Genomic DNA, 26,257 nt, shown 5'->3' with positions numbered 1-26,257 from the left:
GTCTAAGGTATGGTATCAAAAGACCGGATTTGAAGGGTAGAGCCTGCATGTGCACTGTGATCATCCTGCGCCGGCCGGGCCATGACTGGCCCCTGCTGCTGGCCGGCAATCGCGACGAGATGCTGGGGCGGCCATGGAAAGCGCCGGCCCGTCACTGGCCCGACCGGCCGGAGATCGTGGCCGGACTGGATGATGCGGCCGGCGGTTCCTGGTTCGGGATCAACGATCATGGCGTCGTCGCCACCATTCTGAACCGCGAAGGCACATTGGGCCCGGCCGACGGCAAGCGAACGCGGGGCGAGCTGGTGCTGGACGCGCTGGACCATGCCGACGCGGCCGATGCGGCCGAAACCCTGTCGCATCTGGACGGGCGCGCCTACCGTCCCTTCAACCTGCTGCTGGCCGACAATCGCGACGCCTTCGTCCTGTCCCTGGACGGGGAGGGCGGGCGCATCCGCACCACGCCCGTGCCCGTGGGCCTGTCGATCATGGCCAGCACCGACCTGAACGCCACCGACCATCCGCGCACCCACTTCTTCCGTCCGCTGTTCCAGGCAGCCGCGGTGCCCGACCCGGACCAAGGCGACTGGAAGGGCTGGCAGGAATTGCTGGGCTGTCGCATCTGGGACGGGGATGCCGGCCCGCGCGGGGCCATGTGCATTGTCACCGACTGGGGCTATGGCACGGGCAGTTCCGCCCTAGTGGCCCTGCCGTCGATGGCACGGCATGGCACCCCGCCCGTCTTCCTGTTTGCCGATGGCCGGCCGGACCAGACGCAATGGCATCCCGTCGCCCTCTGATCCCTGCCACCCAGCACTGACCCGCCCGCATCGCTGGTTTCATTGTGCCGAACGGCGTTGCTTGCTATAGGGTGGCATCGGACCCGCTGACATCTGTCACGCGGGTCCGTCTCCCTTTGGCTGGAACGATTGCTGGACACCAGACCCATGACGCGACGCCGGCGCATCTACGAAGGCAAGGCCAAGATTCTGTATGAAGGCCCCGAGCCTGGCACCCTGGTCCAGTATTTCAAGGACGATGCTACCGCGTTCAACGCCCAGAAGAAGGGCACGATCACGGGCAAGGGCGTCCTGAACAACCGCATCAGCGAATATCTGATGCAGAAGCTGGGCGAGATCGGCATCCCCAACCATTTCGTGCGCCGCCTGAACATGCGTGAGCAGCTGGTGCGCGAAGTGGAGATCATCCCGATCGAGGTGGTAGTCCGCAACATCGCCGCCGGTTCGCTGACCAAGCGTTTCGGCATCCCCGAAGGCACGCCGCTGCCGCGCTCCATCGTCGAATATTACTTCAAGAACGACGAGCTGGGCGACCCGATGGTGTCGGAAGAGCACATCACGGCGTTCGGCTGGGCCGCCCCGCAGGACCTGGACGACATGCTGTCGCTGGCCCTGCGCATCAACGATTACCTGAACGGTCTGTTCCTGGGCATCGGGCTGAAGCTGGTCGACTTCAAGGTCGAATTCGGCCGCCTGTATGAAAATGAAGAGATGCGCATCATCCTGGCGGACGAGATCAGCCCGGACAATTGCCGTCTCTGGGACGCTAAGACCAACGAGAAGCTGGACAAGGACCGTTTCCGCCAGGACCTGGGCAATGTTGCCGAGGCCTATCAGGAAGTGGCCCGCCGCCTGGGCATCCTGCCCGAGGCCGGCCCCGGCGACCATACGGCACCCAAGCTGGTGCAGTAAGCGCGGGCGCTTCGCTGTCCGGACGATTGATGACAGGGCCGGAGCGGTTTAACCGTTCCGGCCCTTGTCGTATCTCCATCTGGGGCAAGGCTTCCCTGCGTTGCGGCGCTATCTTTCCTCGTCGCCAAGCTGAGTGGTTTTTGCTATCCCACGGCCATCGCTTTCCATTTGGGTTGTCGTGCGATTCACGCTTCAAGCGGTTCCGCTTGAAGCGACCGCACTCTCTAGAGAACGGGTGTTCCCATGAAGGCCAAAGTCATCGTCACCCTGAAGAACGGCGTGCTGGACCCGCAGGGCAAGGCCATCGGCCATGCGCTGACCAACCTGGGTTTCGACGGCGTTGGCGAGGTCCGCCAGGGCAAGCTGATCGAACTGGAAGTGGCCGAAACCGATCCGGTGAAGGCCAAGGCCCAGATCGAGGACATGTGCCGCAAGCTGCTGGCCAACACCGTCATCGAGAATTACGCCATCGAGCTGGTGGCCTGATCCATCTATCGCCTTCGGGCAATGATGATGGATGCTGATTGAGAAATTCGGCATCGGCGGGTAGAGCTTGGCTTTATCGACGGACCCGATGCCGGATGGGGTGTGCCTTGGCCGCCCCGGCTGCGCATGACAGGTCCGCCCCAACCCTTCAAAGGGATGCGAGACCGATGCGTGATTTCCGCCTGCCCCGCCTGTTCAGCGCCACCCTGCTGGCCCTGACGTCGCTGGTGCCGATTTCATCAGCCCATGCTGCCGGCACGGACGATGTGATCAAGTGCCTGGGCATCGTTGACGCGACCGCGCGTCTGGCCTGCTATGATCGCACGGTCGGCGCCCTGCGCCAGCTGGCGCCGGCCACCCCGCAGGCCCAAGCCGCGCCCCAGGCCCCGGCAGCCCCGTCGGTCACCGCCCCCGTCCCCCGCGAACAAACCTTTGGTTCCGAGCGCATCGCCCGCGCGCCCGACGCAGGTGTGCCCGAAGAAGCCGAGAGCATCACCGCCAAGCTGAAGGAAGTGAAGCAGCTGACCATCGATCGCTACAGCTTCACCCTGGACAATGGTCAGGTCTGGAGCATGGTGGTGGCCCGCAGCGTCCCCAATGCCAAGGAAGGCAAGAAGGTCCAGATCGAAAAGGGCCTGTTCGGCAGCTATTCCATGACCATTGACGGCGTCACCGGCATCATCAAGGTCCGCCGCACCAAGTGAGTGTCGGATCGGACCAAAGCGCGTCCGATTGGCATTCCCGGACCTGCAGGGGTGGACAGGGGCAGGTGGCGACATTACGTTCCACAGCATGGGGGACGCCCTTCCTGTCCCGCCCCACCTTCCTGGATGGATCATGGACCCGCTGCTGCGCACCATCGCCGAGATCCTTTATGTAGCCCTGGACCTCTATGTCTGGGTGCTGATCATCTCGGCCATCCTGTCCTGGCTGATTGCGTTCAATGTGGTGAATACCCGCAATGCCTTCGTCTACAAGGTGTCGGACGCGCTTTACCGCCTGACGGAGCCCGCACTGCGCCCCATCCGCAATGTGCTTCCCAATCTGGGCGGTCTGGATCTGTCGCCGATCGTGCTGATCCTGATCATCATGTTCGCGCAGCGCCTGATCCTGAATTACGGGCTGCTGTAAGGTGAAGCCGGCGCTGGAGCCTGCGGCCGGCGGTGTGCGGCTGTTCGTGCGCGCCACCCCGCGTGCCAGCCGCAATGCCGTGCAAGGCGTGGCCGAAGGGGCGGACCAGCGCCAACAGGTCAAGATATCGGTCACGGTCGTGCCGGAAGACGGCAAGGCCAACACCGCCATCATCGAGCTGCTGGCCAAAGCGTGGCGGATTCCGAAAAGCAGTATCGGCGTCGTCGCGGGTGGCACCGACCGGTCAAAGATATTATTCGTTGCCGGCGAAACAGAGGCCTTGATGACCCGGCTGTCGGACTGGCTGGGCGGGCTGTAGCAGCGACAAGACAGGAGATTGGCATGGCCGAGGCACGCATCATCGATGGCAAGGGCTTCGCGGCCGGTTTGCGCGCGCGCATCGCCGAGGCGGTGACCAGCTTGCGCACCACGCACGCCCTGGTTCCTGGTCTGGCCGTCGTGCTGGTGGGTGAGGATCCGGCCAGTTCCATCTATGTCCGCAACAAGGGGGAGCAGACCCGCGAGGTGGGGATGCATTCCGTCACCCACAAGCTGTCGGCCGATACCACGCAGGAAACGCTGCTGCGTCTGGTCAATCAGTTGAACAATGACCCGTCGATCCACGGCATCCTGGTGCAGTTGCCCCTGCCGGCCCATATCGACGCCCAGGCCGTGCTGTCGGCCATCGACCCGGCCAAGGATGTGGACGGGTTCCATGTCGTCAATGCCGGGCGCCTGTCGGTGGGGCTGCCGGCCCTGGTGCCCTGCACGCCGCTGGGCTGCCTGATGCTGCTGAAGGATACGCTGGGTGACCTGCGCGGCCTGAACGCCGTCGTCGTCGGCCGTTCCAACATTGTCGGCAAGCCGATGGCCCAGCTGCTGTTGCAGGCCGATTGCACCGTCACCATCGCCCATTCCCGCACCCGGGATTTGCCCGGCGTCTGCCGTCAGGCCGATATCCTGGTGGCGGCCGTAGGCCGGCCGGAGATGGTGCGCGGCGACTGGGTGAAGCCGGGGGCGACCGTCATTGATGTCGGCATCAACCGCGTCCCGGCCCGTGACCCGGCGGCGGCGGCGGCCGGCAAGACCCGCATCGTCGGTGACGTCGCCTATGCCGAAGCCGCCGCAGTGGCCGGCGCCATCACGCCGGTTCCGGGCGGGGTCGGCCCGATGACCATTGCCTGCCTGCTGTCCAACACGGTGACGGCGGCCTGCCGGTCGGCGGGCGTGCCGGTGCCCGCCGGGGTCGGGCTTTGATCACCGCCTATATCCGCGACGAAGCGGGCCTGCGCGCGCAGGCCCTGCCGGCTGGCGAGTTGCCGCCCGCGGGCACCATCTGGCTTGACCTGCTGTATCCGGACGAATCCGAACGGCTGGCCGTTTCCGCCCTGCTGTCGGTCGATCTGCCGACGCAGGAGGATATCAGCGAGATCGAGACCTCCTCCCGGCTTTATACCGAGGGCGACTGCGCCTTCATGACCACGCCCGTGCTGGTCCGATCCTCCACCGGGCCGCTGGAGCGGGGGTTGCTGACCTTCGTCACCTCCCCTTCCCTGCTGGTCACCATCCGGCATACGGAGCCCCTGTGGTTCGCCATCTTCGCTGCCCGCGCCCAGCGCCAGCCGGAACTGGTCATGACGCACCTGGATGCGTTCCTGGGCCTGCTGGAAGCGGTGGTCGACCGGGCCGCCGACGTCCTGGAACGGGTCACTGCCGATCTGGACCGGCTGTCCCACCGTGTCTTCGCCGAGCATGAGGAACAGGCGGTCGAACCGCTGGTCGGGCGGGATGGCAGTCTGGTGCAGCGTCGGCAGGTGGTGACGCGTGAGCGCGCCCGCCGCCGTCCGCCGACGACGGTATCCATGCGCGCCACCATCACCGCCATCGGCCGTGCCGGCGACCTGACCCAGAAGGTGCGCGACAGCCTGGCCGGCCTGGAGCGGCTGGTGGCCTTTGCCGTGACCGTGGCCGGGCCATACATGGGCAAGGATCAGCGCGCCCGGCTGAAAACCGTGGCCCGCGACGTGCATTCCCTGGTGGAACACGCCGCCTTCCAGGCCATGCAGACCAATTTCCTGCTGGATGCCACGCTGGGCGTCATCAATATTCAGCAGACCAACATCATCAAGATCTTCTCCGTCGCCTCCGTCGCCTTTCTGCCGCCGACGCTGGTGGCCAGCATGTACGGCATGAATTTCCATTTCATGCCGGAACTGGACGAGGTCTGGGGCTATCCTGTCGCCCTGCTGCTGATGGTGCTGTCGGCCATCGGGCCGTTGCTGTACTTCCGCAAGCGCGGCTGGCTGTAGGGTCGGTCAGGCTCATCTTAAGGCATTCCCGCGGCGTCAGAAGGCGGCCCCCACCGCCCCCACCTTCACGCCCGCCCGGTTGCGCAGGGCCGGGTTGACCAGCGGTTCCAGGGCCGTCCATTCCGCCTGCGTCAGCAGATCCAGCTTGCGCAGCATCGTGGCCATGGCCGGGCCGGCGGCGCGGGCGGCCCCGTCATCGATCTTCACGGCGATGGCGATGCCTTCCGCCGGGATCACGGCCACCGACACACCCTCCGCCCCGCCCTTGCACAGGATGCGGCTGTTCAGCGCCTGCATGAAGCCGGTGTCGAAACTGTCGCTGCCGCTGATCAGGTCTGGATGTCGGCCCCAGGCGTCCAGCAACCGCGTGGCGGCGTCGGCGCGGGCGGACGGCAGGTCCTGCGGATCGGCCAGCCGCGCCATGCCGAAGGCCAGCGCCTCCAGGGCCAGGGCGATGGTGGGGATGGAACAGCCATCCGTGCCCCAGGGCGCGCGCGACAGATCCTGCGCCGTCACCTGTTCGATGACGCCCAGGATGCGCTGCTGCACCCGGTGCTGATAGCCGACATAGAAGCGCAACGCCTCCCCCCGGTGCAGGGCCGTGGTCAGCATGCCGGCATGTTTGCCCGAACAATTATTGTGCAGGGTCGTCGGCGCCTCCCCCCGGCGCAGCATCGCCTCCCAGGTGGGAACGTGATAGGGGGCGTGGCTGCCACATTCCAGATGGTCCGGGGTCAGACCCAGCCGCGACAGCCAGGCGCCCACACGCTCGGTATGCATGGCCTCGCCATGATGGCTGGAACAGGCCAGTGCCAGTTCCTCCGTACCCAGGCCGAAGGCGTCGGCGGCGCCGGTCTCCACCAGCGGCAGCGCCTGCAGCGCCTTGTTGGCGGACCGGGGATAGACGGGAGCCGTCACATCGCCCCAGGCGGCCAGCACGGCCCCGTCCGCCCCCACGGCCACCGCCCGGCCGCGATGGATGCTTTCCACGATGGGCCCGCGCGTCACCTGGATCAGGATCGGGTTCGCCGCCCGGTCGGGCAGCGTGACGGCGACCGCTTCAAGGGTGGGGGCGGGATGGTCATGGCCACAGCCGGGGCCATGGACATGCGGGGTATGGGGCGGATTGGAGGCGGTCATGATCGGGCGGCATTGGTGGGGAACGGGGGACGAACCTTGCCGTGCCGGCCCTTTGTGTGCAAGGAGTCGCGGCAATTCACCTTTGTTTGCAGCGGATCATCATGCGCGGTTATTTCGCCCTGGGTGCGGAAGGCATCAGCAAGGCCGGCAATCTCGGCACCATCATGCGCACGGGCCACGCCTTCGGGGCCAGCTTTGTCTTTTCCGTCAACAGCGTCGTCGATATGGACGAATTGCGCGTCACCGACACGTCCGGCGGCGTCGACCATGTGCCCTATTATCCCTGGGGCTCCATCGCCGACATGGCACTGCCGTCGGGGTGCCAGCTGGTCGGGTGCGAATTGACGGATGACGCGGCAGAGCTGCCCAGCTTCCGCCACCCCTTGCGCGCGGCCTATGTGTTCGGGCCGGAGCGCGGAAACCTGTCGGCCGCCATGCTGGCCCGCTGTGATCATGTCGTGAAGATCCCCACCAAGTTCTGCGTCAATGTCTCGGTGGCGGCCGCCATCGTCACCTATGACCGCATGATCTCGCTCGGCCGGTTCGCGGAACGGCCTGTGCGCGTGGGGGGCCCGCGCGACGCCATGCCGGACCATGTCCATGGCAAGGTCCGCGTGCGCAACAAGGAAAGCCTGCGCATGCGACCGCTGCTGGGTGGGTGGGAATAGACAGAACAAAGCCGGGCGCATCATTTTCGCACCGCAGCATCTTGCCAGTTTCCAGGGCTTTGCTACGCTTCCAGGTCTGACAGCAGGGGGCAGGCATGGCCTACAGCGCGACCTTGGCGAAGACCCTTTACCGGTTCGATGACCTGAAGACCCTGCTGGCCCGCGCCACCCCGGCCCGATCGGGCGATTATCTGGCCGGGGTCGCCGCCAGAAGCGATGCGGAGCGGGTGGCCGCCCGCATGGCCCTGGCCGACGTGCCGCTGAAAACCTTCCTGGCCGAAGCCCTGGTACCCTATGAGGTGGACGAGGTCACGCGCCTGATCCTGGACAGCCACGATGCGGCGGCCTTCGCCCCTGTCGCCGGCATGAGTGTGGGGCAGTTCCGCGACTGGCTGCTGTCGGATGCAGCCACTTCCGAGGCGCTGTCGGCGCTGGCCCCCGGCCTGACACCGGAAATGGTGGCGGCCACGTCCAAGCTGATGCGCAACCAGGACCTGATCGCCGTGGGGCGCAAGGCGCGGGTAGTGACGCGCTTTCGCACCACCATCGGCCTGGCCGGCCGCCTGTCAGTGCGGTTGCAGCCCAACCACCCGACGGACGATCCCAAGGCCATCGCCGCCAGCATCCTGGACGGGCTGATGTATGGAAGCGGTGACGCCGTTATCGGCATCAATCCGGCCACCGACTCGGTAGGGCGCTGTCTGGACCTTCTGTCCATGATCGACGATCTGCGCCGCCGCTTCGACGCGCCCCTGCAATCCTGTGTGCTGGCCCATGTCACCACCCTGATCCAGGTGATGGAGCGGGCGGGTCCCGTCGATCTGGTGTTCCAGTCCATCGCCGGATCAGAGGCGGCGAACCGGTCCTTCGGCATCGACCTGTCGATCCTGAAGGAAGCGCATGAGGCGGCCCAGGCCCTGAAGCGCGGCACGGTCGGGCAGAATGTCATGTATTTCGAGACGGGCCAGGGCAGCGCCCTGTCGGCCGACGCCCATCACGGCCTGGACCAGCAGACGATGGAGGTGCGGGCCTATGCCGTGGCCCGCGCCTTCGACCCGCTGCTGGTCAATAGTGTCGTCGGCTTCATCGGACCGGAATATCTGTATGACGGCAAGCAGATCATCCGGGCCGGGCTGGAGGATCATTGCACGGCCAAACTGCTGGGCCTGCCGATGGGGGTGGATGTCTGCTACACCAACCATGCCGAGGCCGATCAGGACGATATGGACAATCTGCTGACCCTGCTGGGGGCGGCGGGCTGTTCCTACATCATGGGCGTGCCCGGGGCCGATGATGTGATGCTGTCCTATCAAAGCACCAGCTTCCATGATGCCAACTATGTCCGCTCGGTCTTGGGCCTGCGACCGGCGCCGGAATTTGAGGCTTGGCTCAAGAAAATGGGCGTCATGGATGAGGATGCGCGGGTACGCCCGGCCCTGGCGGCGGGCAGCGGCGCGCTGCGCCTCATCGAAGGGGTGGCAGCATGAGTGACAAGGTCGATTCCGGATTTGATCCTTGGTTCAACCTGCGGCGCTTCACCCCGGCCCGCATTGCGCTGGGCCGCACGGGCGACGCGCTGCCGGTGGCGCGGCTGCTGGAGTTCCAGGGGGCGCATGCGCTGGCCCGTGATGCCGTGCATCAGCCGTTCGATGCCGATGGCCTGGCCGAGCGGCTGTCCGACCATCCGGTTCTGGTCGTGCGCAGCCAGGCGCCGGACCGGTCGACCTATCTGCAACGCCCCGACCTGGGCCGCCGGCTGCACCCCGACGACGCAGCTCGGATCACGGACATGCGCTGTCACGGGCAGGGGCCCAAGAAGGCCTATGATGCTGTCATCGTCCTGGGCGATGGGCTGTCGGCGCGCGCCCTGCACGATCATGGTGCCGCGCTGGTGGGGGAATTGCTGCCCCGGCTGGCGGGATGGGACCTGGCGCCCCTGGTGTTGGCCCAGCAGGCGCGGGTGGCGCTGGGTGACGATGTGGCGGCTGCCTTGAATGCGGCCATGGTGGTGATGCTGATCGGGGAACGGCCGGGATTGACCGCAGCAGACAGCATCGGCGCCTACCTTACCTTCGCGCCCCGGCCGGGCACCACCCGCGATGCCGAACGCAACTGCGTGTCCAACATTCGGCCCGACGGCTATGCCCTGCCGCTGGCGGCCGACCTGATCGCGTGGCTGATGGCGGAGGCGCGGCGGCTTAAGCTGACCGGCATCGGATTGAAGCAGGACCGCCCGGTGGAGATCACAGACGGCGCGCGCTCACCCGCCTGACGACCCCTTCATGGCCGCGTTCACGCGGTGGCTGATGCCGGCCCCCTTGGGCAGGCGCCGTTCCAGGGCCCAGATCAGGGGCGGGGCCAGCAGCGTGACGACCAGGGCCACCAGGGCCACATTGTCCATGTTCCGCAGCTCGCCACCGGACCCGGTCTCCAGCATGGCCGACGCCAGCATGGCCGCCAGCCCGCCGGCAACCTGCGTCACCGACTGCACCAGGGCCATGAAGCCGGCGCGGTCGGGCGGGGCCGGCACCTTGGACACGGCGGCGCTCTGCGCCACCATGCGGGCCGTGTTGAACAGCATAAAGCCGGGCACCAGGGCCACGATGGGCAGCGACGCCCAGTGCCAGTCGTAATAAAGCAGCCAGATCAGGCTGGCCAATCCCAACGCCGTGCCGGTGGTGACCGGCGCCGATCCGTACCGGTCGACAAGCGTCCCCGTGGCCCGCATGCCGAAGAAGCTGAGGATGCCGCCCACCATATAGAGCATGCCCAGCTGTTCGCGGGGGAAGCCCAGATTGAACTGAACGAAGACCGCCATGTTGGTAATCAGCATGAAGCTGGGCACGATGGCGATGAAGGACAGGGCGAAGGCCAGACCCGGCAGCACGCCGCGGGCGATACGCAGCAGATGGCCCGGCGCCTCGTTCAGCGGAACAGGCGGTGCTGCCATGTGCAGGCGCTGCGGCCCCATCAGGCGCAGGGCCACCAGAATGATGCTCAGGCCCAGCCCGGCCACCGCCAGGAAGGGCACCCGCCAGCCGAACAGATGCGACAGTTCCAGGGCCGCGGGTACGCCGGCCACGGCACTGATGGACACCGCGCTCATCACCATGCCCATCGCCTTGCCGCGGCGTTCGGGCGGGACATTGTCGGCGACAATCGCCACTGACAGGGCACCGGCCGGGCCACCGAACAGGCCGGCCACCGCGCGGGCAGCCAGCAAGGTCCATAAATCCTGGGCCAGGGCGGCCGCGACATTGCACAGAACCAGCCCCACCATGCACAGGCCCAGCGCCGGCCGCCGGTCAAACCGGTCCAGCACCATGGCCGCCAGCAGCCCGATGACAGCCGATGAAATGGTATAGGCCGCAAGCACCCAGCCGACGCGGGCGGTGTCGATCCCCAGGTCCGCCGCGAAATCCGGCCCCAGCGGCATGATGACCATGAAGGACAGGACACTGACGAACTGCACCGCCGTCATCAGCCAGGCGATGCGGCGTTCCTGGGCGGGAAGAGAAGACATCCGGCGGTTCCGGCTTTAATTGCGATGCCTTTGATAGAACGGGCGGCCCGGTCCGTCCATCGACAATGCGCAAAGAAGGGTGGATATTAACCAAGATGCCCGTTCGACGGGCAGCGCCGACAGAACTGCTGAAATTCTAAGCGGCACCCCTTGGTGCGGTGAGCGGCAAAAGGCCGGAATCCCGCACCATCGGGCCGTGGCGTGAAACTTGCTGCGGCGCACCATCCGGTCACGCTTTGGGAAGAAGACCGGCCGGATCACAGTCCATTCTTCGATCAACCGGGGCTGCGGCCCCATTGCCAAGAGCGGGGACGGCATGGGCGGTACGGGTTTGAAAAAGGCGCTGGGGCCGGTGCATCTGTGGGGGATCGCCGTCGGCCTGGTGATTTCGGGCGAATATTTCGGCTGGAACTATGGCTGGAAGGAAGCGGGCACCATCGGCTTCCTGTGGGCGACGCTGCTGGTGACAGCGATGTACGCCACCTTCATCTTCTCCTTCACCGAACTGACCACAGCCATCCCGCAGGCAGGCGGTCCCTTCGCCTATAGCCGCAAGGCCTTCGGGCCACTGGGCGGGCTGGTGGCCGGCTATGCCACGCTGGTGGAATTCGTCTTTGCCCCGCCCGCCATCGCGGCGGCCCTGGGCGCCTATGTGCATTTCATGTTCTCCGACGTGCCGGTGATGGGGGTGGCGATCGCCGCCTATATCGTCTTCGTGGGGCTGAACATCGTGGGCGTGAAACAGGCGGCGGCTTTTGAGCTGATCGTGACCATCCTGGCCGTGATCGAGCTGCTGGTGTTCATGGGTGTCGTGGCCCCGGCCTTCAGCGTCACCAACTTCGTCGCCAATAACGAGGAATTCGGCACGGCCGGCATCCTGGCCGCCATTCCGTTCGCCATCTGGTTCTATCTGGCCATCGAAGGCGTGGCCATGGCGGCCGAAGAGGCGAAGGAACCGACCAAGAGCATTCCCATCGCCTATATTGCCGGCATCGGGACCCTGGTCGTGTTGGCGCTGGGCGTCATGATCCTGACGGCCGGGGTGGGCGACTGGCGCAATTTCAGCACGGTCGATTATCCGTTGCCTGAGGCCATGGCCGTCGTCGTGGGCAAGGATAGCGGCTGGACCCACATGCTGGTCTCCATCGGCCTGTTCGGCATCGTGGCCAGCTTCCATGGCATCATCCTGGGCTATTCGCGGCAGATTTTCGCGCTGGCCCGCGCCGGCTATCTGCCGGCGGTGCTGGCGACCCTGCATCCGAAATATGCCACGCCGCATTGGGCCCTGATCGCGGGCGGGGTCATCGGCATCATTGCGCTCTTGTCGGGCAAGACGGCGGAGCTGATCACCATGTCGGCCTTCGGCGCCCTGGTGCTCTACATCATCTCCATGGCAGCCCTGTTCAAGCTGCGCGCCAGCGACCCGGCGATGGAGCGGCCGTTCAAGGCCCCGCTCTATCCGCTGTTTCCGGGCATCGCCCTGGGCCTGTCGCTGTTCTTCCTGGTGGTGATGGCCTGGTTCAACGCGATGATCGCCATCATTTTCGTCGGCCTGTTCGTGCCCGCCTATCTCTATTTCATCGCGACCGCCAAGGTGCGGGCGGAAAAGGATGTGGAGATCGTGGGCGGCGTCATCGCCGTTTCGGCGGGTGAGGGCGTGCTGGCCCGCGGCGATACCGATCTTTGATCTGTGGCGCACATGACCGAACCCGGCAAGGAAACCCCTGCCGGGTTCGGTTTTCAATCCTCCTCGAAGATCGCCTCAATCGGCAGGGTGAACAGCCGGGCGATAGCGAAGGCCAGGGGCAGGCTGGGGTCATAGCGACCATTTTCCAGCGCATTCACCGTCTGCCGCGACACGGCCAGTTTTTCCGCCAGATCGCCTTGGGACCAGCCACGCTCGGCCCGAAGGTCCTTCAATCGGTTTTTCATTGAAGGTCCTTTCAGCGATAGCGGCGATGGGCGATCCAGCCGCCCAGGCTCCACAGCGCCGCCATCAGCGGCCAGACATAGAACATTGACAATTTGGGCATCCCCACGCCTTCCAGGAAGCCATAGGTGAAGGTGATCATGGCCGTACCGGCAAAGGCGAAGGCCAGGGCTTCCAGCTGCTGGCGGCGCTGAAGCTCGTCCAGCCGGCGGATCTGCCGCAGGATCGCCCAGGCGGCAAGCCCCATGGGCAGCATCGGCAGGACGGCCACGGGCACCTGCCAGTCCCCCTCCACCCAGCCATTCTTGATCGACAGGATGGATCCCGTCAGTACCAGGCCATAGGCAGCAATCGCTGAGCCCAGTTCCACAATGTAACGCCGCATATTCATCGCAACCTCCATGTAAAGTGTGCTTTACATATGCCGGCCATCGGCCAGCATGTCAAGCATACTTTACATGGAAAGCAAACTTTCCATCAGCCGCCGGGAGACAGCGACAAGGTCCAGCGGGCGGCGCCGGGCAGGAAGGGTGTCGGATTGCCTTTCACCCAGTCCTGGTGCCCGGCCAGATAATAGGGCGACAGGGGGTGGGCGCTCTGGCTGCCGGGCATATGGAAATAGCCCTCGCCCTCATGCCCCGGCGACACGGCAAACCGTTCACTGGCGCCGAAGCCCGGCGCCTGGGCGCGGGGCATCAGATTGTCACCGGGCATGGCCTGTTCAGGCGGATCGGTCAGCCAGGCCACGGGCGGCAGGATCTTGACCAGCGGGTGCTGCACGGCCGCGACATTGCGCTGGCCCCAGGTGAAGGTGTCGATGCCGCCCGCTTCCTCCACCTGCTTCGTCAGATCGGCCAGGATGCTGTCCAGCACCCCGTCCCAATCCTTGGCACCGGCGGGAACCAGGCCGGCCGGCCGGTCGGTCAACAGCCGGCGCAGGGCCGCTTCCTGCTGGGATGCGGCGCGGTGACGGGGTGTGGCCCCCAGATAGGCGGTGTAGAGATTCTGCGCCGTCAGCAGGCGGAAGCTGCGCACCAGCCGATAGCCGACGCTGTCCGGCACGGCCCGCCCGCCCCAGTCACGCACCAGCGGCAGCCAGGCGGCAAAGGCCGGGTCATCCTTTCGCGCCTCCAGCGCCGTCAGCAGCTGTCCTTGCCAGAAATCCAGCACCGTGGCCCGATCATCCAGCTGGATGGCCAGCATGTCGCGCGGTTCGAACCGATCGCGGGCGAACAGCGCGTCGCGGATCTGCCCCTGCCGGGCGCCCATGTCATAGCCGCCGTCGCCCAGCCTGGCATAGGCGTCGCCGCCGACGATGCGGGCGTTGGCCGTCCAGATGCGGGCATCTTCAGGATTGGCAATGACGGGAATCTGGTCGGGTGGCAGCATGCCGTTCCAGCCGCGCGTGCCATCGGCCCAACTGGTGGGCTGGCTGCCATCCATGCCGAACCGGGCCGGCACCGCGCCGATGATGGTCCAGGCGACATTGCCGGCGGCATCACCGACGACAAAATTCTGCTGCGGCTGGCGGGCCTGATGGGCCAGCGCAATGGCATCGGGCACGGACGTCGCCGTCTCCATGCCCAGCATGCCGGTCAGATTCATGGCATCGGCATCATGCGCCGTCCAGCGCATGGCAATGCGGGTACCGTCGGCCCGCTTCTCCACCACCGGGCCCCAGATCGTCTCTTCCACGACCAACGGCTCGCAATCGGCGAAATGCGGGCAGATCTGCTCCGTCACCTTCTCGACTGGCCGGGGACCGTCAGGGGTCTTGTACTGATCAGGTGCCCCTTCCACAGGGTCCAGCAGCACGGCATCAACCGTATCGATATAGGAATTGGTGTAGCCCCAGGCCACCTTGCCATTGCTGCCGGCCACCACCAGGGGCGTGCCGGGCAGGGTGACGCCCGTGACATCCATGGGGGCTTCGCCCGACAGGCGCAGCCGCGCCCGGTACCAGGTGCCGGGCACGCTGATGCCCAGATGCATGTCATTGGCGACCAGGGCCGCCCCCGTGCCGGTCAAGGCGCCGCCAACGGCCCAGGCATTGCTGCCCAAGGTCACCGCGTCCCCGTCGGTTCCGGCATCCGCCTTCTGCACCGGCGCCGGCTTGACCATGCTGTCCGGCATCGGCGGTTCCGGCATAGTGGTGCCATCCAGGGCCGAATCGAAGGACGTGCCGCGCGGCAGCAGGAAGGCGGCCAGCTCCGGGCCCAGCGTCTCCAGCGCGCGTGCGCGGATACGGTCGTCGATACCGTCACGGTCCTGCAGGTCGATATACATGGCGAACGCGGCCAGCGCGCTGTCTTCCGCCCGCCAGGGCTGTGGGGTGGACAGCAGCAGGGCATATTCGAAGGGACGGCCGCCCAGTGCGGCCAGCCCCTGGTTCACACCGTCGGCATAGGCCTCCAGCAAGGCGCGTTGGTCGGGGGCAAGCCCGTCCAGGACCGTCCGGGCCCGATGGCGGAACCGATGGACCCGGCGCAGCCGGTCAATGTCCTTCACCACCTGGATCGGGCCCAGCAGGCCTGACAATTCGCCTGCCGCGCTGCGCCGGATCAGGTCCATCTGGAAAAAGCGTTCCTGTCCATGCAGGAAACCCAGCGCCCGCGCCAGATCCAGCCGGTTGGCCCCATCCAGCACGGGCACGCCATGGTCATCGCGGGCCACGGTGACGGCGGATGTCAGGCCGCGGACGGACACCGTCCCTTCCAGAACGGGCTTGGACAGCTGCAGGTTGATACCGAAGGCGCCGGCCGCAAAACCGACAAGACCCAGCAAGCTGCCGACCCCGATCCGCAAACCGCGCCCGAAGGCCGACCCCGATCCACGCCTGCCGTTCCGTCTCCGCGCCAAGGTCCCCCCCCCTTTAACCATAGATGGTGGCGGCAGTTTCCCTGTTGGTCAGTCGCGCGGCAAGCGGAATGGCGATGGCGCGGCATTTTGATCGGTACAACGCCTGCGGCGTCGTTCCGATCCCCTTCCGGCGGAGATCAAAGCAAGGTCCGGCATGGACATCGGCGGGATGGCGGTGGCGCGCCCGGCAGGACTCGAACCTGCTGCCTCCAGTTTAGGAAACCGGCGCTCTATCCTGATGAGCTACGGACGCAAACCACGGGCCACCATATAGCGGCAATCGACCCGACGGAAAAGCCCCCATGGCGATCGACCATGAGGGCATCCGGGGGTTACTTCTTGTAGGCGAGGCGGACATTGCCCCAGCGGCGGCCATTCACCATGATCGGCGCATCGGCTTCCATCAGGCGGACGACGGTGCCGCCGCCAAGGTCACGCATATAGGACTGAAGCAGGAAGGGCCGGCTATTGCGGCTGGCGGCCAGGCCGGCGCGATCATCGAACAGGCGACGGTTGCGGCTGTTGGCCATGTTCCAGTCCACCTGCCCGGGCCGTTGCGGTGCTGAACATTTCTTATTGTGGGTCGGCAGATAGCCGACCGTGTTCACGGCGGCACAGAACTGGATAGCCGGGTCGAGCGCCAGGGCCGCTTCCTGGAAAGCCGGGAACAGGCTGTCGGTCAGTTCCGTGAAGGGGGCCATGAATTGCTGGGGATCGGTGTCCGGGATCAGGGTCAGGTCGGTTGCAAACAACTGATCCTCGCTGATCCGGCCATTGTTCACGGCGCTGGTCAGGGCGTCGGACATCTGCGCCGCCGCCTTCTGCGCCGCCGTCACATACTTGGCCTCTTCACTGATCAGCTTTTGCACAAAGGCGGCGATTTCGGTCTGCTGGCGCGACGTGATCTCGAAATTGACATGGATGCCCAGGTCGCTGCTGCCGACAATGCGCCCGACGATCATGCTCAATCCCGGGATGGTGATCTGGGCACGCGCACCGGCATCGATCTGCAGGCCATCAACTTGCGACAGCAGCGCCCCTTCTTCCGACAGGTCCAGCAGCCGCAGCGACAGATCATGGCCGCCCGTGGTCACTTTGATCGGGATATCAGTGGGGATGCGGTCATGCGTGCGGCGATCGCCGGCAACCGACTGGCGCAGGGTGGTCAGCAGCCGATGACGCAGGGCCCCCACAGCGCGCTGGGTTTCGTTGACACGCAGTTCCACTTCGTCGGCCACATTCTTGGCCTGCTCGATTTCGTTGCTGATATGGGTGACGCTGCCAGAAACCTGGGTGGCACCGGACGCCGATTCCTCGGCGTTCCGCCCAATCTCCGCGCTGGCGGCGGATTGTTCCTCGACGGCGGCAGCAGTGGCGGTGGCCGTGTGGTTGATCTCCTCCACCACCCGGATCACCGCGCGGATGCCCTCGACGCTGCCATCCACGGCATCGCGTACGGCGGCGATGCGGCGGGCGATGTCGTCGGTGGCGCTGCGGGTCTGGGTCGACAGGCTTTTCACCTCACCCGCCACGACGGCGAAGCCCTTGCCGGCCTCTCCGGCCCGGGCCGCCTCGATGGTGGCGTTCAGCGCCAGCAGGTTGGTCTGTTCGGCGATCTCCGCGATCAGACCGACAACCTGTCGGATCTCGCCTGTCGCTTCCGCCATTCGCTCGACAGCTGCCTCGGCATCACGCGCACTGGCGACGGCACGGGCCACGACCTGGTTCGACAGGGCCGCCTGTCGGGCGATCTCATTGCCCGTGGCGCCCAGTTCTTCCGTGGCCGCCGCCACATTCTGGGCATTGGCAGACGTCTGTTCAGCGATGGAAGCCAGCAGCACGGCGTTCTGCCGCACCGACCCCACGGCCGTGTTCAGACGCACCATGCCGTTGGAAACGCGGCTTGAGCTCTGCTCGACACTTTGCCAGGTGGCGATCAGATCGGCTTCGATCGCTTCCGTGGTTTCCAAAAGGCGGGTGCGGGTCTCGGCCTGGGCTTTGGCTTCCAGCACCTGCCGTTCTTCCGCCCCGAAGCCCAGCTTGGCCTTGGTCGCACGCAACTGGCCGAAGACGCTGCGGAATTCCCGCACCGTCGGCAGCTTCACATTATAGTCGAAGCGGCCGGCGGCAATGGCGTCGAAGGTAATACGCATGTCGTTCAGCGGCCGACGGATCGTGGCGATCAGCCACCAGGCCGCCCCGATGGTCAGCAGCATGCCGATACCGGCAATGATGCTTTGGATCCAGATCAGCAGATTGTGCGCCACTTCCGCTTCCGCGATGAAAATCGGACCATGCGCAATCTGGATGTCGCTCAAGGTGCTGATGACGTCGGTCACCGGATCGATGGTCTGGTACAGCCGGTTCTTGACCAGATCATCCAGCGCCGCCCGATCCTGTGCCTTCATGGCGGCCAGCAGCGCGTTGACCGTCTGGTCGGCGGACGCCACCAGTTTTGTGACCTTGGCAACGTTCTGCTTCTCATCCTCGTCGAAGGCGGCGCTGGCGAAGCCGTTCCATTCCCGCTGAATATCGGCCCGCGCCTTTTCGATCGACTTGACGCCCTCTTCCCAGGCGAAGTTGCCGTTGCGGACCTTGTGGGAGGCATCGACGATGAACACGGCATAGGCGTCGGAAACGATCTTCAGCCGGCGCAGATGGACCACGGCCTCATTGTTCAATTCAACGACGCGCTCATTGCCGTCATCAGCGGCCTTCATGCCAACGGCACCGATCAGCAGCTGCAACGCCAGCATCAGGCCGAAGGCCAGCATCAGCCGCCCGCGCACGGACTGGGCCCAGCGTTGCAGCCGGGCTGCGACGCCGACCTTCTCCACATTGCCATGCTTCAGCAAAATATCCTTAGCGCGGCCGGCGCGCAGATCGGCATAAAGCGCCTCCGCGGCCGCCACTTCGTCCCGCGTCGGCTTGGTGCGGATGGAGATATAGCCGGTGACGGCGCCGTCTTCGATCAACGGCGTGACATTGGCCCGGACCCAGTAATGGTCGCCATTCTTGCAACGGTTCTTGACCAGCCCTTCCCAGGGCCTGCCTTGCTTCACCGTCGCCCACAGATCGGCGAACGCCTCCTTCGGCATGTCCGGATGGCGCACAATATTGTGGGGGGCTCCCAGCAATTCATGCTCAGCATAACCGCTGATCGCAATGAAAGCCTGGTTGACGAAGGTGATCCGGCCGCCGGTGTCCGTTTTGGAGACGAGCATATCCCCGTCGGTCATCATGACTTCGTGCTTGGTCACCGGTCCATTGTCACGCATAAATTGCCTCATTCCGCGATATCTGGCTTCGACAATGATGTGCGCCCACCGGAACGAACTGAAGCGACCAAACGAAGATTATCCGTCAGGTTATGCCACCACAGGTCAATCCACTGAGATTTCCACCTTGTCGGGGCATTCGCCCACCATTTTCCATGACGCGCTGAAATGGAAATATCCAAACGGATAGGGAATCATTTCCAGCCCAACGTAATTGGTTAAAAATCTATAGAACTATATTAGGTTTTCCATATGCAACTGCCTATCCGTGGGGATAGTAGCCTATTGGCAGAAAGTATAAGCCGTCGTCACCAGACCGGCGGAATATCAGCCCAGCAGGCTGGCCAGCACGGCGTTCAGGCGCTCGCGTCCATCGGTCGTGGCCGCCAGAACGGCGCCCCGCCGCTCCAGCATGCCGTGCCGGATCAGGCTTTCCAGACGCGCCGTTTCGATCCAGGTTTCCAGCGGTCTGCCTGTTTCCGTCTCGATACGGGAAAGGGGCACGCCCTCGGACAGGCGAAGTCCCATCATCAGCATCTCGGTCAGACGGTCGGCCGGGGCCACCGGCTCAAACGGCTTGGCGCCCGTCCCCGATGACAGGGTGCGTTCCAGCCAGATTTCCGGCCCGCGGTGGGTACGGGTGGCAATCTTGGTACCATCCAGGGTCAGCCTTCCATGCGCGCCCGGCCCGATGCCCACATAATCGCCATAGCGCCAATAGGTCAGGTTATGGCGGCTCTCCTCGCCGGGCCGGGCATGGTTGGACACTTCATAGGCGGGCAGGCCCGCCCGGTTCAGGACCTCCTGCGTGGCGGCGTACAGGTCGCCCTGCACCTCCTCCTCCGGCAGGACCAGTTCCCCGCGCGCATGCAGGGTATGGAACTGCGTGCCCTCCTCAATGGTCAACTGGTAGAGCGACAGGTGTCCGACCGCATGGTCCAGGGCGCGCGACAGTTCCTCCCGCCACGAAGCCACGGTCTGACCGGGCCGGGCATAGATCAAATCGAAGCTGTAGCGGGGGAAGATGGACCGGGCCAGACCGATGGCGGTCAGCGCCTCCGCCGCCGAATGGCGGCGGCCCAGCGCCTTCAGATCGGCCTCGTTCAGGGCCTGGATGCCCAGGCTGACGCGATTAACGCCGGCGGCCCGGAAGGCGCGGAACTTGTCGGCCTCCACGCTGGTCGGGTTGGCTTCCAGCGTCACTTCCGTCCCGGCGGGCAGGCCCCAGCGTTCATCGGCCCGGCGCAGGATGGCCTCCACCGTTGATGGCGGCATCAGCGACGGTGTGCCGCCGCCAAAGAACACGGAAGTCAGGCGGCGCCCCGGCGTCAGGTCGGCGAAATGATCCAGTTCGCGCAGCATGGCGGCGGCCCAGCGTTCCTGGTCCACCTTTTCCCGCACATGGGAATTGAAGTCGCAATAGGGGCATTTGGACGCGCAGAACGGCCAATGCACATAAAGCGCGAAACCCGGATCGGGCGCATTGGTCATCTCTGGTCCTTCTTCGGAACGGCCGGCGCCTATTCCAGCACCTTGCCCTGGAATTCGCAAAGATCACGGACGGTGCAGGCACCGCAATCCGGCTTGCGCGCCTTGCAGACATAGCGTCCGTGCAGGATCAGCCAATGGTGGGCATGCAGCCGCCACGCCTTGGGTACGCGCTTCAGCAGCGCCTGCTCCACCGCCTCCACATCCTTGCCGGGCGCCAGGCCCGTGCGGTTGGACACGCGGAAAATATGGGTGTCCACGGCGATGGTCGGCTCCCCAAAGGCCACGTTCAGCACCACATTCGCCGTCTTGCGGCCCACGCCGGGCAGTTCTTCCAAGGCTTCGCGGCTGCGCGGAACCTGGCCACCATGCTTGGCGACCAGGATTTCCGACAGCTTGATGACATTGGCGGCCTTGGTCTTGAACAGGCCGATGGTCTTCACATGATCACGCACCACCGCCTCCCCCAGCACCAGCATGGCGGCGGGATTGTCGGCCTTTTCAAACAGCGCCCTGGTCGCCTTGTTCACCCCCACATCGGTCGCCTGTGCCGACAGCACGACGGCAACCAGAAGCGTGTAGGGGTTGGAATATTCCAGTTCCGTCTGCGGCTCTGGATTGCGTTCCGACAGGCGGCGGAAGAATTCGTCGATCTGGGCGCGCTTCAAAGCAGGAAACCGGGCTGATGTCGGGGGCCCTACCATAGTCGGCGGGACAGCCTGTCGCAATCTCCCCACCTTGCCGGTTCAAACCTTCCGCCCTATCGTATCGCCGATGAACGATTTCGCCGCCCCATCACCGGACGATCCGGCCGCGGTCCTGTTCCGGGCCGTGCTGTACCCGCATCGCAGCCTGAGCCCGGCCGGATTCCGGCGGATCATGTGGGCTGTGGGCGGGTTGAGCCTGGGGACGGGTCTGATCTTCTATCTGAACGGGGCCTGGCCCATCATCGGCTTCATGGGTGTCGATGTCGCCCTGCTTTACTGGGCGTTCAAGGCCAGTTACCGCAGCGCACAGGCGCATGAGACGGTGGAACTGACCGACCGGGCCCTGACCGTGGAACGGGTCGATCCCGCCAACCGGCGACAGCTTTGGACCCTGCAACCGACCTGGCTGCGCGTGAACCTGGATGAACCGCTGCGGCCAGGCAGCCAGATCACCCTGTCCTCGCACGGACGGCATCTGGTCGTGGGCAGTTTTCTGTCACCGGAAGAACGCAAAGCCTTCGCGCGCGCCCTGCGGGACGCGCTGGAACGCTGGCGCCGCGGGCATTAATCCCCCTTCGCCACCGCGAATTCCGGCCATTCACGCGCCACGACCTCACCATCGGCGGCCCAGACATGACAGGTGTCGATCATAGGCGGCCGGCGGCGCCTTGGCGGCGTTTCCCCCCGTGCGACCATGGCAGCCCGTGCCTCCTGGTCACGATCATCCAGCCAGGTGGCAATGGTCTGGAAGGCAGTGGTTGCCACCGGGCCCAGCAATTCCACCATATGGGTGCAGCCTTCGGTGCCGCCCAGGCGTTCCTTCACGGCGGCCGTCCAGCCGCTGGCGATGGACAGGCCCACAAGGCGCTGGAAATTCGCCGTGATGGACGGGCACAGGGTGTAGGGGGCGGCATCCGTCACCGCTTCCACCGCCCGCACGGTCAGGCGGTTGTCGAAGGTGACACGGATCCACATTTCGTGAACGAACTCGCCCGGCGCGATCTCTCCGCGTTCCCCGCGGAAGAACGGGTGGTCCTTGACGTCCGTGATATGGCCCTCGATGTCCCACAGCCCATCCGCCCGGCGATAGCCGGAGCAGGTGACCCTGCGCACATGCATGCGCTCACGCGGTACCTCGGGCGGCGGCAACGGCATCGATGATCTCCCGGTCCTGACCAGTTCCTGCACGGTGGGCAGGCCGCATTCTGGGTTGCCGCCATGATCAGGGTCAAGCCTTCCCTTTACGTTTTCGTAATGTGGAAAAGCCGCGTATGGCACGCTTGCCCGATCGGCCCTTCGCTTGTCCATCGATCCGCGTTAAACCAGCACCCGGATTTGACCCTTGCCGGAGCCCCCCCATGCGCCCCACCGATCGCGTCTTCGTCGCCCTGGACATGCAGGACATCGCGGGGGCCAAGGCGATGGCGGCGAAGGTTGCCGGCCTGGTGGGGGGCGTGAAGCTGGGGCTGGAATTCTTCATGGCCCAGGGGCCGGCCGGCATCCGCGAGGTTGTGGCGGCCGGTGACCTGCCGCTGTTCCTGGATCTGAAGCTGCACGACATTCCCAATACCGTGGCCGGCGCCGTGCGCTCTGTCGCGCCGCTGGCACCGAAATTCCTGACCATCCATGCGTCGGGCGGACCGGCCATGATCCGGGCGGCGGCCGATGCCGCGCGGGAGGAGGCGGAACGCCTGTCGCTGCCGCGCATGCGCATCCTGGCCGTCACCGTGCTGACCAGCCTGTCGGACGAAGATCTGGCGGCGGTGGGCCAGTCCGTGCCGGCCGCCGATCAGGTGCGGCGTCTGGCCGGGGTGGCGCAGGCGAACGGGGCGGACGGTGTGGTCTGTTCCCCGGCGGAGGTGGCCTTGCTGCGCCGCGACCTGCCGGCCGATTTCACCTTGATGGTGCCGGGCATCCGCCCGACCTGGGCCGCCGCCAACGACCAGAAGCGGGTGATGGGCCCGCGTGACGCGGTGGCGGCCGGGGCCGACCATCTGGTCATCGGCCGCCCCATCACGGCCGATGCCGACCCCGCCGCCGCCGCCGCCCGCATCGCCAAGGAACTGGGCGCATGAGTGCCAAGGCCAAGATCTGCGGGATCAGCACACCGGACGCCATGCAGGCGGCCCTGGATGGCGGGGCCCGCTATGTGGGGCTGGTCTTCTTCCCCAAATCGCCGCGCAATGTCTCCATCGCCACGGCGGCCGAACTGTCGCGCATGGTGGGCACGGGTACCCGCGTCGTCGGCCTGTTTGTCGATCCGACGGATGAATTGCTGGACGATGTGACGGGACAGGTGCCGCTGGACCTGATCCAGTTGCATGGGGGCGAGACGCCAGAGCGCGTGGCGGCCATCAAGGCCCGCTTCAACCTGCCCGTCATGAAGGCGGTGAAGGTGGCCGAACCGGCCGATCTGGATGCGGCCAAGCTGTTCGAGCCGGTGGCCGACCTGCTGCTGTTCGATGCCAAGCCCCCCAAGGGCGCGGTGCTGCCCGGCGGCAATGGCGTCAGCTTCGACTGGTCGCTGCTGACGGGCCGGACCTGGGAAAAGCCCTGGATGCTGTCGGGCGGGCTGGACCCGGCCAACGTGGCCGACGCCATCCGCGCCACGGGCGCGACGACCGTCGATGTGTCGTCCGGCGTGGAAGAGGCGCCGGGGGTCAAAAGTCCGGCCCTGATCCGCGCGTTCCTGCAAGCCGTTGCACGGCCATGAAAAAACCCCGCCGGCAATCCGGCGGGGTTCTTCCAGAAAACAAGGTGGACGTGACGATTACTCGTCCTCGCCTTCCTCGGCATCGGCTTCGATCTGGTCGGCCAGATCGCGCAGCATGTCGGCCACATCCTCATGGCTCGTCTCTTCGACGGCCTGGTTGACGGCGGCTTCGATCATGGCAATGGCGACGTATCCGGAAAGCGCGCCACCTTCCTTCATGGCCGCTTCAAGGTGCTTTTCGGCCAGATCAAGCGCCTTGTCGAAAAGCTGCTCGGCGGCGCTGGTGTTGGCATCGGTCATGGTGGGGGCTCCCTTCCGGGCAAAGTGTTCAAGTAGCGACCTTCTACCATCCTTTCCGCCGGACGGCTTGCCAAAATCGCGCCGCCCCCCTATGCCCAAGATGAAATTTGATGGATATCACGCCGGTGCCACCGGCCCCCGGGGACCCGTGCCATGAAAGCTGGCAGCAGCGTCGATCATGCCCGTCTGACCGATCCGGCACTCTACCGGTTCTGGCAGGATGAACATGTGCGTTTCGCCGACCTGGACCCGGTCGGGCATGCCAATAACAACGCCATCGGGGCCTATTTCGAAAATGCCCGTGTCGGCCTGTTGACCGCGGCGGACGTGTATGCGCACTTGCCGGGCCAGGCCGTGGTTCTGCGCTGCACCGTGTTCGAATTCCTGGGCGAGATCCATTATCCGGCACCCTTGCGCATCGGCCTGGGGGTGATCGCGCTGGGCACGAGTTCCATCCGGGTTGCAGGTGCCCTTTTCGTTGGCGAAACGATCAAGGCCACGCATGACGCAACCCAGGTGCTGATCGATCGTGCGACCCGCCGGCCGGTCCCGATCCCCGATGCTGCCCGTACCGCCCTTGCCCCCTTCCGACTGTGATTATTCTGGAATCGTAACAATGCCACCCCGCAAGCCCGCCCGTCGTTCCGGCCCCGCCCGTCCGCCTCAGCGTCACACACCGGAGCCGCCCACGCATGGCCCGGTGGAAGTGGTCATCACCCGCGTCGGCGGGCGCGGCGATGGGTTAGCGGAATGGGATGGACACCGGCTTTATGTGCCGCAGACCCTGGTGGGCGACCGGCTGATGGTGAAGTTCGGCGCCCATCGCGGTGATGGCTGGGAAGGTGTGCCCGTCACCCTGCTGGAAGAAGGCAAGGGACGGGCGGAGCCGCCCTGTCCGCATTTCGGCAGCTGCGGCGGCTGCGTGGCCCAGCATATGGACGACGCCGCCTATGCGACCTGGAAGATGGAGGCGCTGACCACCGTGCTGGGCCGGTCGGGTCTGCTGGGCGACGGTGTCACACTGCATCCGATGGCCCGCACCTCTCCCGGTGGCCGTCGCCGCGCCGTGATGAATGCCGCGCGCCGGGGCAGCCGCGTCTGGCTGGGGTTTAACGAGGCGCATTCGCACCGGCTGGTCGACCTGAGTGATTGCAGCGTGCTGGCCCCGGCGCTGGTGGCGCTGATCGCCCCGCTGCGTCAGGCGCTGGCCCCGCTGCTGGCCGACGGGCAGTCGCTGGACGTGGCCATGACCCTGCTGGATGACGGGGTGGACATGGTGCTGGAAGGGCTGAGCCGCCCGGACCTGCGCACCCTGGAACATCTGGTCGAATTCGCCACGGCCCAGGATCTGGCCCGCCTGTCCTGGCGGGCGCGGGAATGGCAGCCGGCCGAACCCATCGCCATGCGCCGGTCGGGCGTGCTGGGTTTCGGGTCGGTCACCGTCTCACCGGCACCTGGCGCCTTTTTGCAGGCCAGCCGCGAGGGAGAGGCGGCGCTGGTGGCCGCCACCCTGGCTGGCGTGGGGGATGCCGCTGCCATCGCCGATCTGTTCGCCGGCAGCGGCACCTTCAGCTTCCCGCTGGCCGCCAAGGGCAAGGTGCATGCGGTGGAAAGCGAGCCGGACGCCTTCAACACCCTGTCGTCCGGGGCGCGGCAGACAGGCGGCAAGGTGACGGTGGAAAAGCGCGACCTGTTCCGCGACCCGCTGCCCCCCTATGACCTGAACCGGTTCCAGGCCGTGGTCTTCGACCCGCCGCGGGCCGGGGCCCAGGCGCAGGCCGCGCAGATCGCGGCATCCACCGTGCCCGTCGCCGTGGGCGTATCCTGCAACCCCGTGAGCTTTGCCCGGGATGCGGCCCTGCTGATCGAAGGCGGTTACCGCCTGACCGATATCTGGCCCGTCGATCAGTTCCTGTGGTCATCGCATCTGGAACTGGTGGGCTGGTTCCGGCGGTAAACCTGAACAGGCGCACCCCGGCCCCGGCAATGGGGACCGGGGTGCGGTACAGGCGG

General features: G+C 65.8%; 27 protein-coding genes and 1 tRNA gene. 17 read left to right on the top strand and 11 right to left on the bottom strand.

The genetic code is table 11. The features are described from left to right. The first annotated feature begins 47 nt into the window (after positions 1 to 47). The 8 genes from ACODTW_RS06700 to ACODTW_RS06665 all read left to right on the top strand — a co-directional run bounded on the left by ACODTW_RS06700 (position 48) and on the right by ACODTW_RS06665 (position 5,638). Complete coding sequence (locus ACODTW_RS06700) at positions 48 to 800, top strand: NRDE family protein (protein WP_488945181.1); 753 nt, start codon at positions 48 to 50, stop codon at positions 798 to 800. A 147-nt stretch (positions 801 to 947) separates the two neighbouring features. Continuing rightward, a complete protein-coding gene (gene purC, locus ACODTW_RS06695; protein ID WP_292910787.1) occupies positions 948 to 1,712 on the top strand; it encodes a phosphoribosylaminoimidazolesuccinocarboxamide synthase in 765 nt (254 codons plus the stop codon). 243 nt (positions 1,713 to 1,955) lie between these two features. After that, on the top strand, positions 1,956 to 2,198 hold the full coding sequence (gene purS, locus ACODTW_RS06690; RefSeq protein ID WP_488945180.1) for a phosphoribosylformylglycinamidine synthase subunit PurS: 243 nt from the start codon (positions 1,956 to 1,958) through the stop codon (positions 2,196 to 2,198). Positions 2,199 to 2,365: 167 nt separating this feature from the next. After that, complete coding sequence (locus ACODTW_RS06685; RefSeq protein WP_488945179.1) at positions 2,366 to 2,902, top strand: hypothetical protein; 537 nt, start codon at positions 2,366 to 2,368, stop codon at positions 2,900 to 2,902. A gap of 133 nt (positions 2,903 to 3,035) precedes the next feature. Continuing rightward, the gene (locus ACODTW_RS06680) at positions 3,036 to 3,329 is read left to right on the top strand and encodes a YggT family protein (RefSeq protein ID WP_488945178.1); all 294 of its coding nucleotides are present in this window, start codon (positions 3,036 to 3,038) and stop codon (positions 3,327 to 3,329) included. 1 nt (position 3,330) lies between these two features. Beyond that, the gene (locus ACODTW_RS06675; protein WP_488945177.1) at positions 3,331 to 3,648 is read left to right on the top strand and encodes an ACR/YggU family protein; all 318 of its coding nucleotides are present in this window, start codon (positions 3,331 to 3,333) and stop codon (positions 3,646 to 3,648) included. Positions 3,649 to 3,671: 23 nt separating this feature from the next. Beyond that, entirely contained in the window at positions 3,672 to 4,586 is a 915-nt protein-coding gene (gene folD, locus ACODTW_RS06670; RefSeq protein WP_488945176.1) for a bifunctional methylenetetrahydrofolate dehydrogenase/methenyltetrahydrofolate cyclohydrolase FolD, read from the top strand. Then, positions 4,583 to 5,638, top strand: a complete 1,056-nt coding sequence (locus tag ACODTW_RS06665) for a magnesium transporter CorA family protein (protein ID WP_488945175.1) — start codon at positions 4,583 to 4,585, stop codon at positions 5,636 to 5,638. Before folD ends, ACODTW_RS06665 begins: the two co-directional genes overlap by 4 nt. Positions 5,639 to 5,674: 36 nt before the next feature. Here ACODTW_RS06665 and ACODTW_RS06660 read toward each other — a convergent pair whose 3' ends face one another. Then, complete coding sequence (locus ACODTW_RS06660; protein WP_488945174.1) at positions 5,675 to 6,778, bottom strand: asparaginase; 1,104 nt, start codon at positions 6,776 to 6,778, stop codon at positions 5,675 to 5,677. A 101-nt stretch (positions 6,779 to 6,879) separates the two neighbouring features. Between ACODTW_RS06660 and ACODTW_RS06655 the strand changes: the two genes are divergently transcribed. The 3 genes from ACODTW_RS06655 to eutC all read left to right on the top strand — a co-directional run bounded on the left by ACODTW_RS06655 (position 6,880) and on the right by eutC (position 9,718). After that, positions 6,880 to 7,446 (top strand): TrmH family RNA methyltransferase, encoded by a 567-nt coding sequence (locus tag ACODTW_RS06655; RefSeq protein WP_488945173.1) that lies wholly within the window; start codon positions 6,880 to 6,882, stop codon positions 7,444 to 7,446. A 95-nt stretch (positions 7,447 to 7,541) separates the two neighbouring features. Further along, a complete protein-coding gene (locus ACODTW_RS06650) occupies positions 7,542 to 8,933 on the top strand; it encodes an ethanolamine ammonia-lyase subunit EutB (protein WP_488945172.1) in 1,392 nt (463 codons plus the stop codon). Continuing rightward, positions 8,930 to 9,718, top strand: coding sequence for an ethanolamine ammonia-lyase subunit EutC (eutC, locus tag ACODTW_RS06645; protein WP_488945171.1), 789 nt, complete (start codon positions 8,930 to 8,932; stop codon positions 9,716 to 9,718). The genes ACODTW_RS06650 and eutC overlap by 4 nt, the downstream gene beginning before the upstream one ends. Here the strand turns inward: eutC and ACODTW_RS06640 are convergent. Next, positions 9,707 to 10,969, bottom strand: a complete 1,263-nt coding sequence (locus ACODTW_RS06640; protein WP_488945170.1) for an MFS transporter — start codon at positions 10,967 to 10,969, stop codon at positions 9,707 to 9,709. The two genes, eutC and ACODTW_RS06640, sit on opposite strands and share 12 nt — an antisense overlap. A 316-nt stretch (positions 10,970 to 11,285) precedes the next feature. Between ACODTW_RS06640 and eat the strand changes: the two genes are divergently transcribed. Further along, the gene (eat, locus tag ACODTW_RS06635) at positions 11,286 to 12,656 is read left to right on the top strand and encodes an ethanolamine permease (RefSeq protein ID WP_488945169.1); all 1,371 of its coding nucleotides are present in this window, start codon (positions 11,286 to 11,288) and stop codon (positions 12,654 to 12,656) included. Positions 12,657 to 12,709: 53 nt separating this feature from the next. Here eat and ACODTW_RS06630 read toward each other — a convergent pair whose 3' ends face one another. The 7 genes from ACODTW_RS06630 to nth form a co-directional block, all read right to left on the bottom strand. Then, positions 12,710 to 12,901 carry a helix-turn-helix transcriptional regulator gene (locus ACODTW_RS06630; RefSeq protein WP_488945168.1) on the bottom strand — a complete coding sequence of 64 codons (192 nt, stop codon included), beginning with the start codon at positions 12,899 to 12,901 and terminating at the stop codon, positions 12,710 to 12,712. Between the two features lie 11 nt (positions 12,902 to 12,912). Then, the gene (locus ACODTW_RS06625) at positions 12,913 to 13,290 is read right to left on the bottom strand and encodes a hypothetical protein (protein WP_488945167.1); all 378 of its coding nucleotides are present in this window, start codon (positions 13,288 to 13,290) and stop codon (positions 12,913 to 12,915) included. Positions 13,291 to 13,376: 86 nt separating this feature from the next. After that, complete coding sequence (locus tag ACODTW_RS06620; protein WP_488945166.1) at positions 13,377 to 15,683, bottom strand: penicillin acylase family protein; 2,307 nt, start codon at positions 15,681 to 15,683, stop codon at positions 13,377 to 13,379. Positions 15,684 to 15,934: 251 nt separating this feature from the next. Next, positions 15,935 to 16,011: transfer RNA gene (locus tag ACODTW_RS06615), tRNA-Arg, on the bottom strand. A 79-nt stretch (positions 16,012 to 16,090) separates the two neighbouring features. Beyond that, entirely contained in the window at positions 16,091 to 19,036 is a 2,946-nt protein-coding gene (locus ACODTW_RS06610) for a methyl-accepting chemotaxis protein (protein ID WP_488945165.1), read from the bottom strand. 327 nt (positions 19,037 to 19,363) lie between these two features. Further along, positions 19,364 to 20,527: a radical SAM family heme chaperone HemW gene (hemW, locus tag ACODTW_RS06605; protein ID WP_488945164.1), complete on the bottom strand. Its 1,164-nt coding sequence runs from the start codon at positions 20,525 to 20,527 to the stop codon at positions 19,364 to 19,366. 29 nt (positions 20,528 to 20,556) lie between these two features. Further along, entirely contained in the window at positions 20,557 to 21,192 is a 636-nt protein-coding gene (nth, locus tag ACODTW_RS06600; RefSeq protein WP_488945163.1) for an endonuclease III, read from the bottom strand. 106 nt (positions 21,193 to 21,298) lie between these two features. On the opposite strand from nth, the gene ACODTW_RS06595 reads away from it, so the two are divergent. Then, positions 21,299 to 21,799, top strand: a complete 501-nt coding sequence (locus ACODTW_RS06595) for a DUF2244 domain-containing protein (protein ID WP_488945162.1) — start codon at positions 21,299 to 21,301, stop codon at positions 21,797 to 21,799. Here the strand turns inward: ACODTW_RS06595 and ACODTW_RS06590 are convergent. After that, entirely contained in the window at positions 21,796 to 22,386 is a 591-nt protein-coding gene (locus ACODTW_RS06590) for a DUF2889 domain-containing protein (RefSeq protein WP_488945161.1), read from the bottom strand. The two genes, ACODTW_RS06595 and ACODTW_RS06590, sit on opposite strands and share 4 nt — an antisense overlap. A gap of 203 nt (positions 22,387 to 22,589) precedes the next feature. Here ACODTW_RS06590 and pyrF point away from each other — a divergent pair, with 203 nt between their 5' ends. Beyond that, entirely contained in the window at positions 22,590 to 23,306 is a 717-nt protein-coding gene (gene pyrF, locus ACODTW_RS06585) for an orotidine-5'-phosphate decarboxylase (RefSeq protein WP_488945160.1), read from the top strand. Beyond that, on the top strand, positions 23,303 to 23,944 hold the full coding sequence (locus ACODTW_RS06580) for a phosphoribosylanthranilate isomerase (protein ID WP_488945159.1): 642 nt from the start codon (positions 23,303 to 23,305) through the stop codon (positions 23,942 to 23,944). The genes pyrF and ACODTW_RS06580 overlap by 4 nt, the downstream gene beginning before the upstream one ends. A 57-nt stretch (positions 23,945 to 24,001) precedes the next feature. On the opposite strand, the gene ACODTW_RS06575 is transcribed toward ACODTW_RS06580, so the two are convergent. Then, entirely contained in the window at positions 24,002 to 24,244 is a 243-nt protein-coding gene (locus ACODTW_RS06575; protein ID WP_488945158.1) for a hypothetical protein, read from the bottom strand. 153 nt (positions 24,245 to 24,397) lie between these two features. Here ACODTW_RS06575 and ACODTW_RS06570 point away from each other — a divergent pair, with 153 nt between their 5' ends. After that, positions 24,398 to 24,841, top strand: coding sequence for an acyl-CoA thioesterase (locus tag ACODTW_RS06570; RefSeq protein ID WP_488945157.1), 444 nt, complete (start codon positions 24,398 to 24,400; stop codon positions 24,839 to 24,841). A gap of 19 nt (positions 24,842 to 24,860) precedes the next feature. Continuing rightward, a complete protein-coding gene (locus ACODTW_RS06565; protein WP_488945156.1) occupies positions 24,861 to 26,201 on the top strand; it encodes a class I SAM-dependent RNA methyltransferase in 1,341 nt (446 codons plus the stop codon). Positions 26,202 to 26,257: the final 56 nt, after the last annotated feature.

Source organism: Niveispirillum sp. FG148 (genome assembly GCF_057809655.1).
The sequence above is the reverse complement of the archived record's forward strand: the minus strand, read 5'-3'. Positions and strand labels throughout refer to the sequence as shown.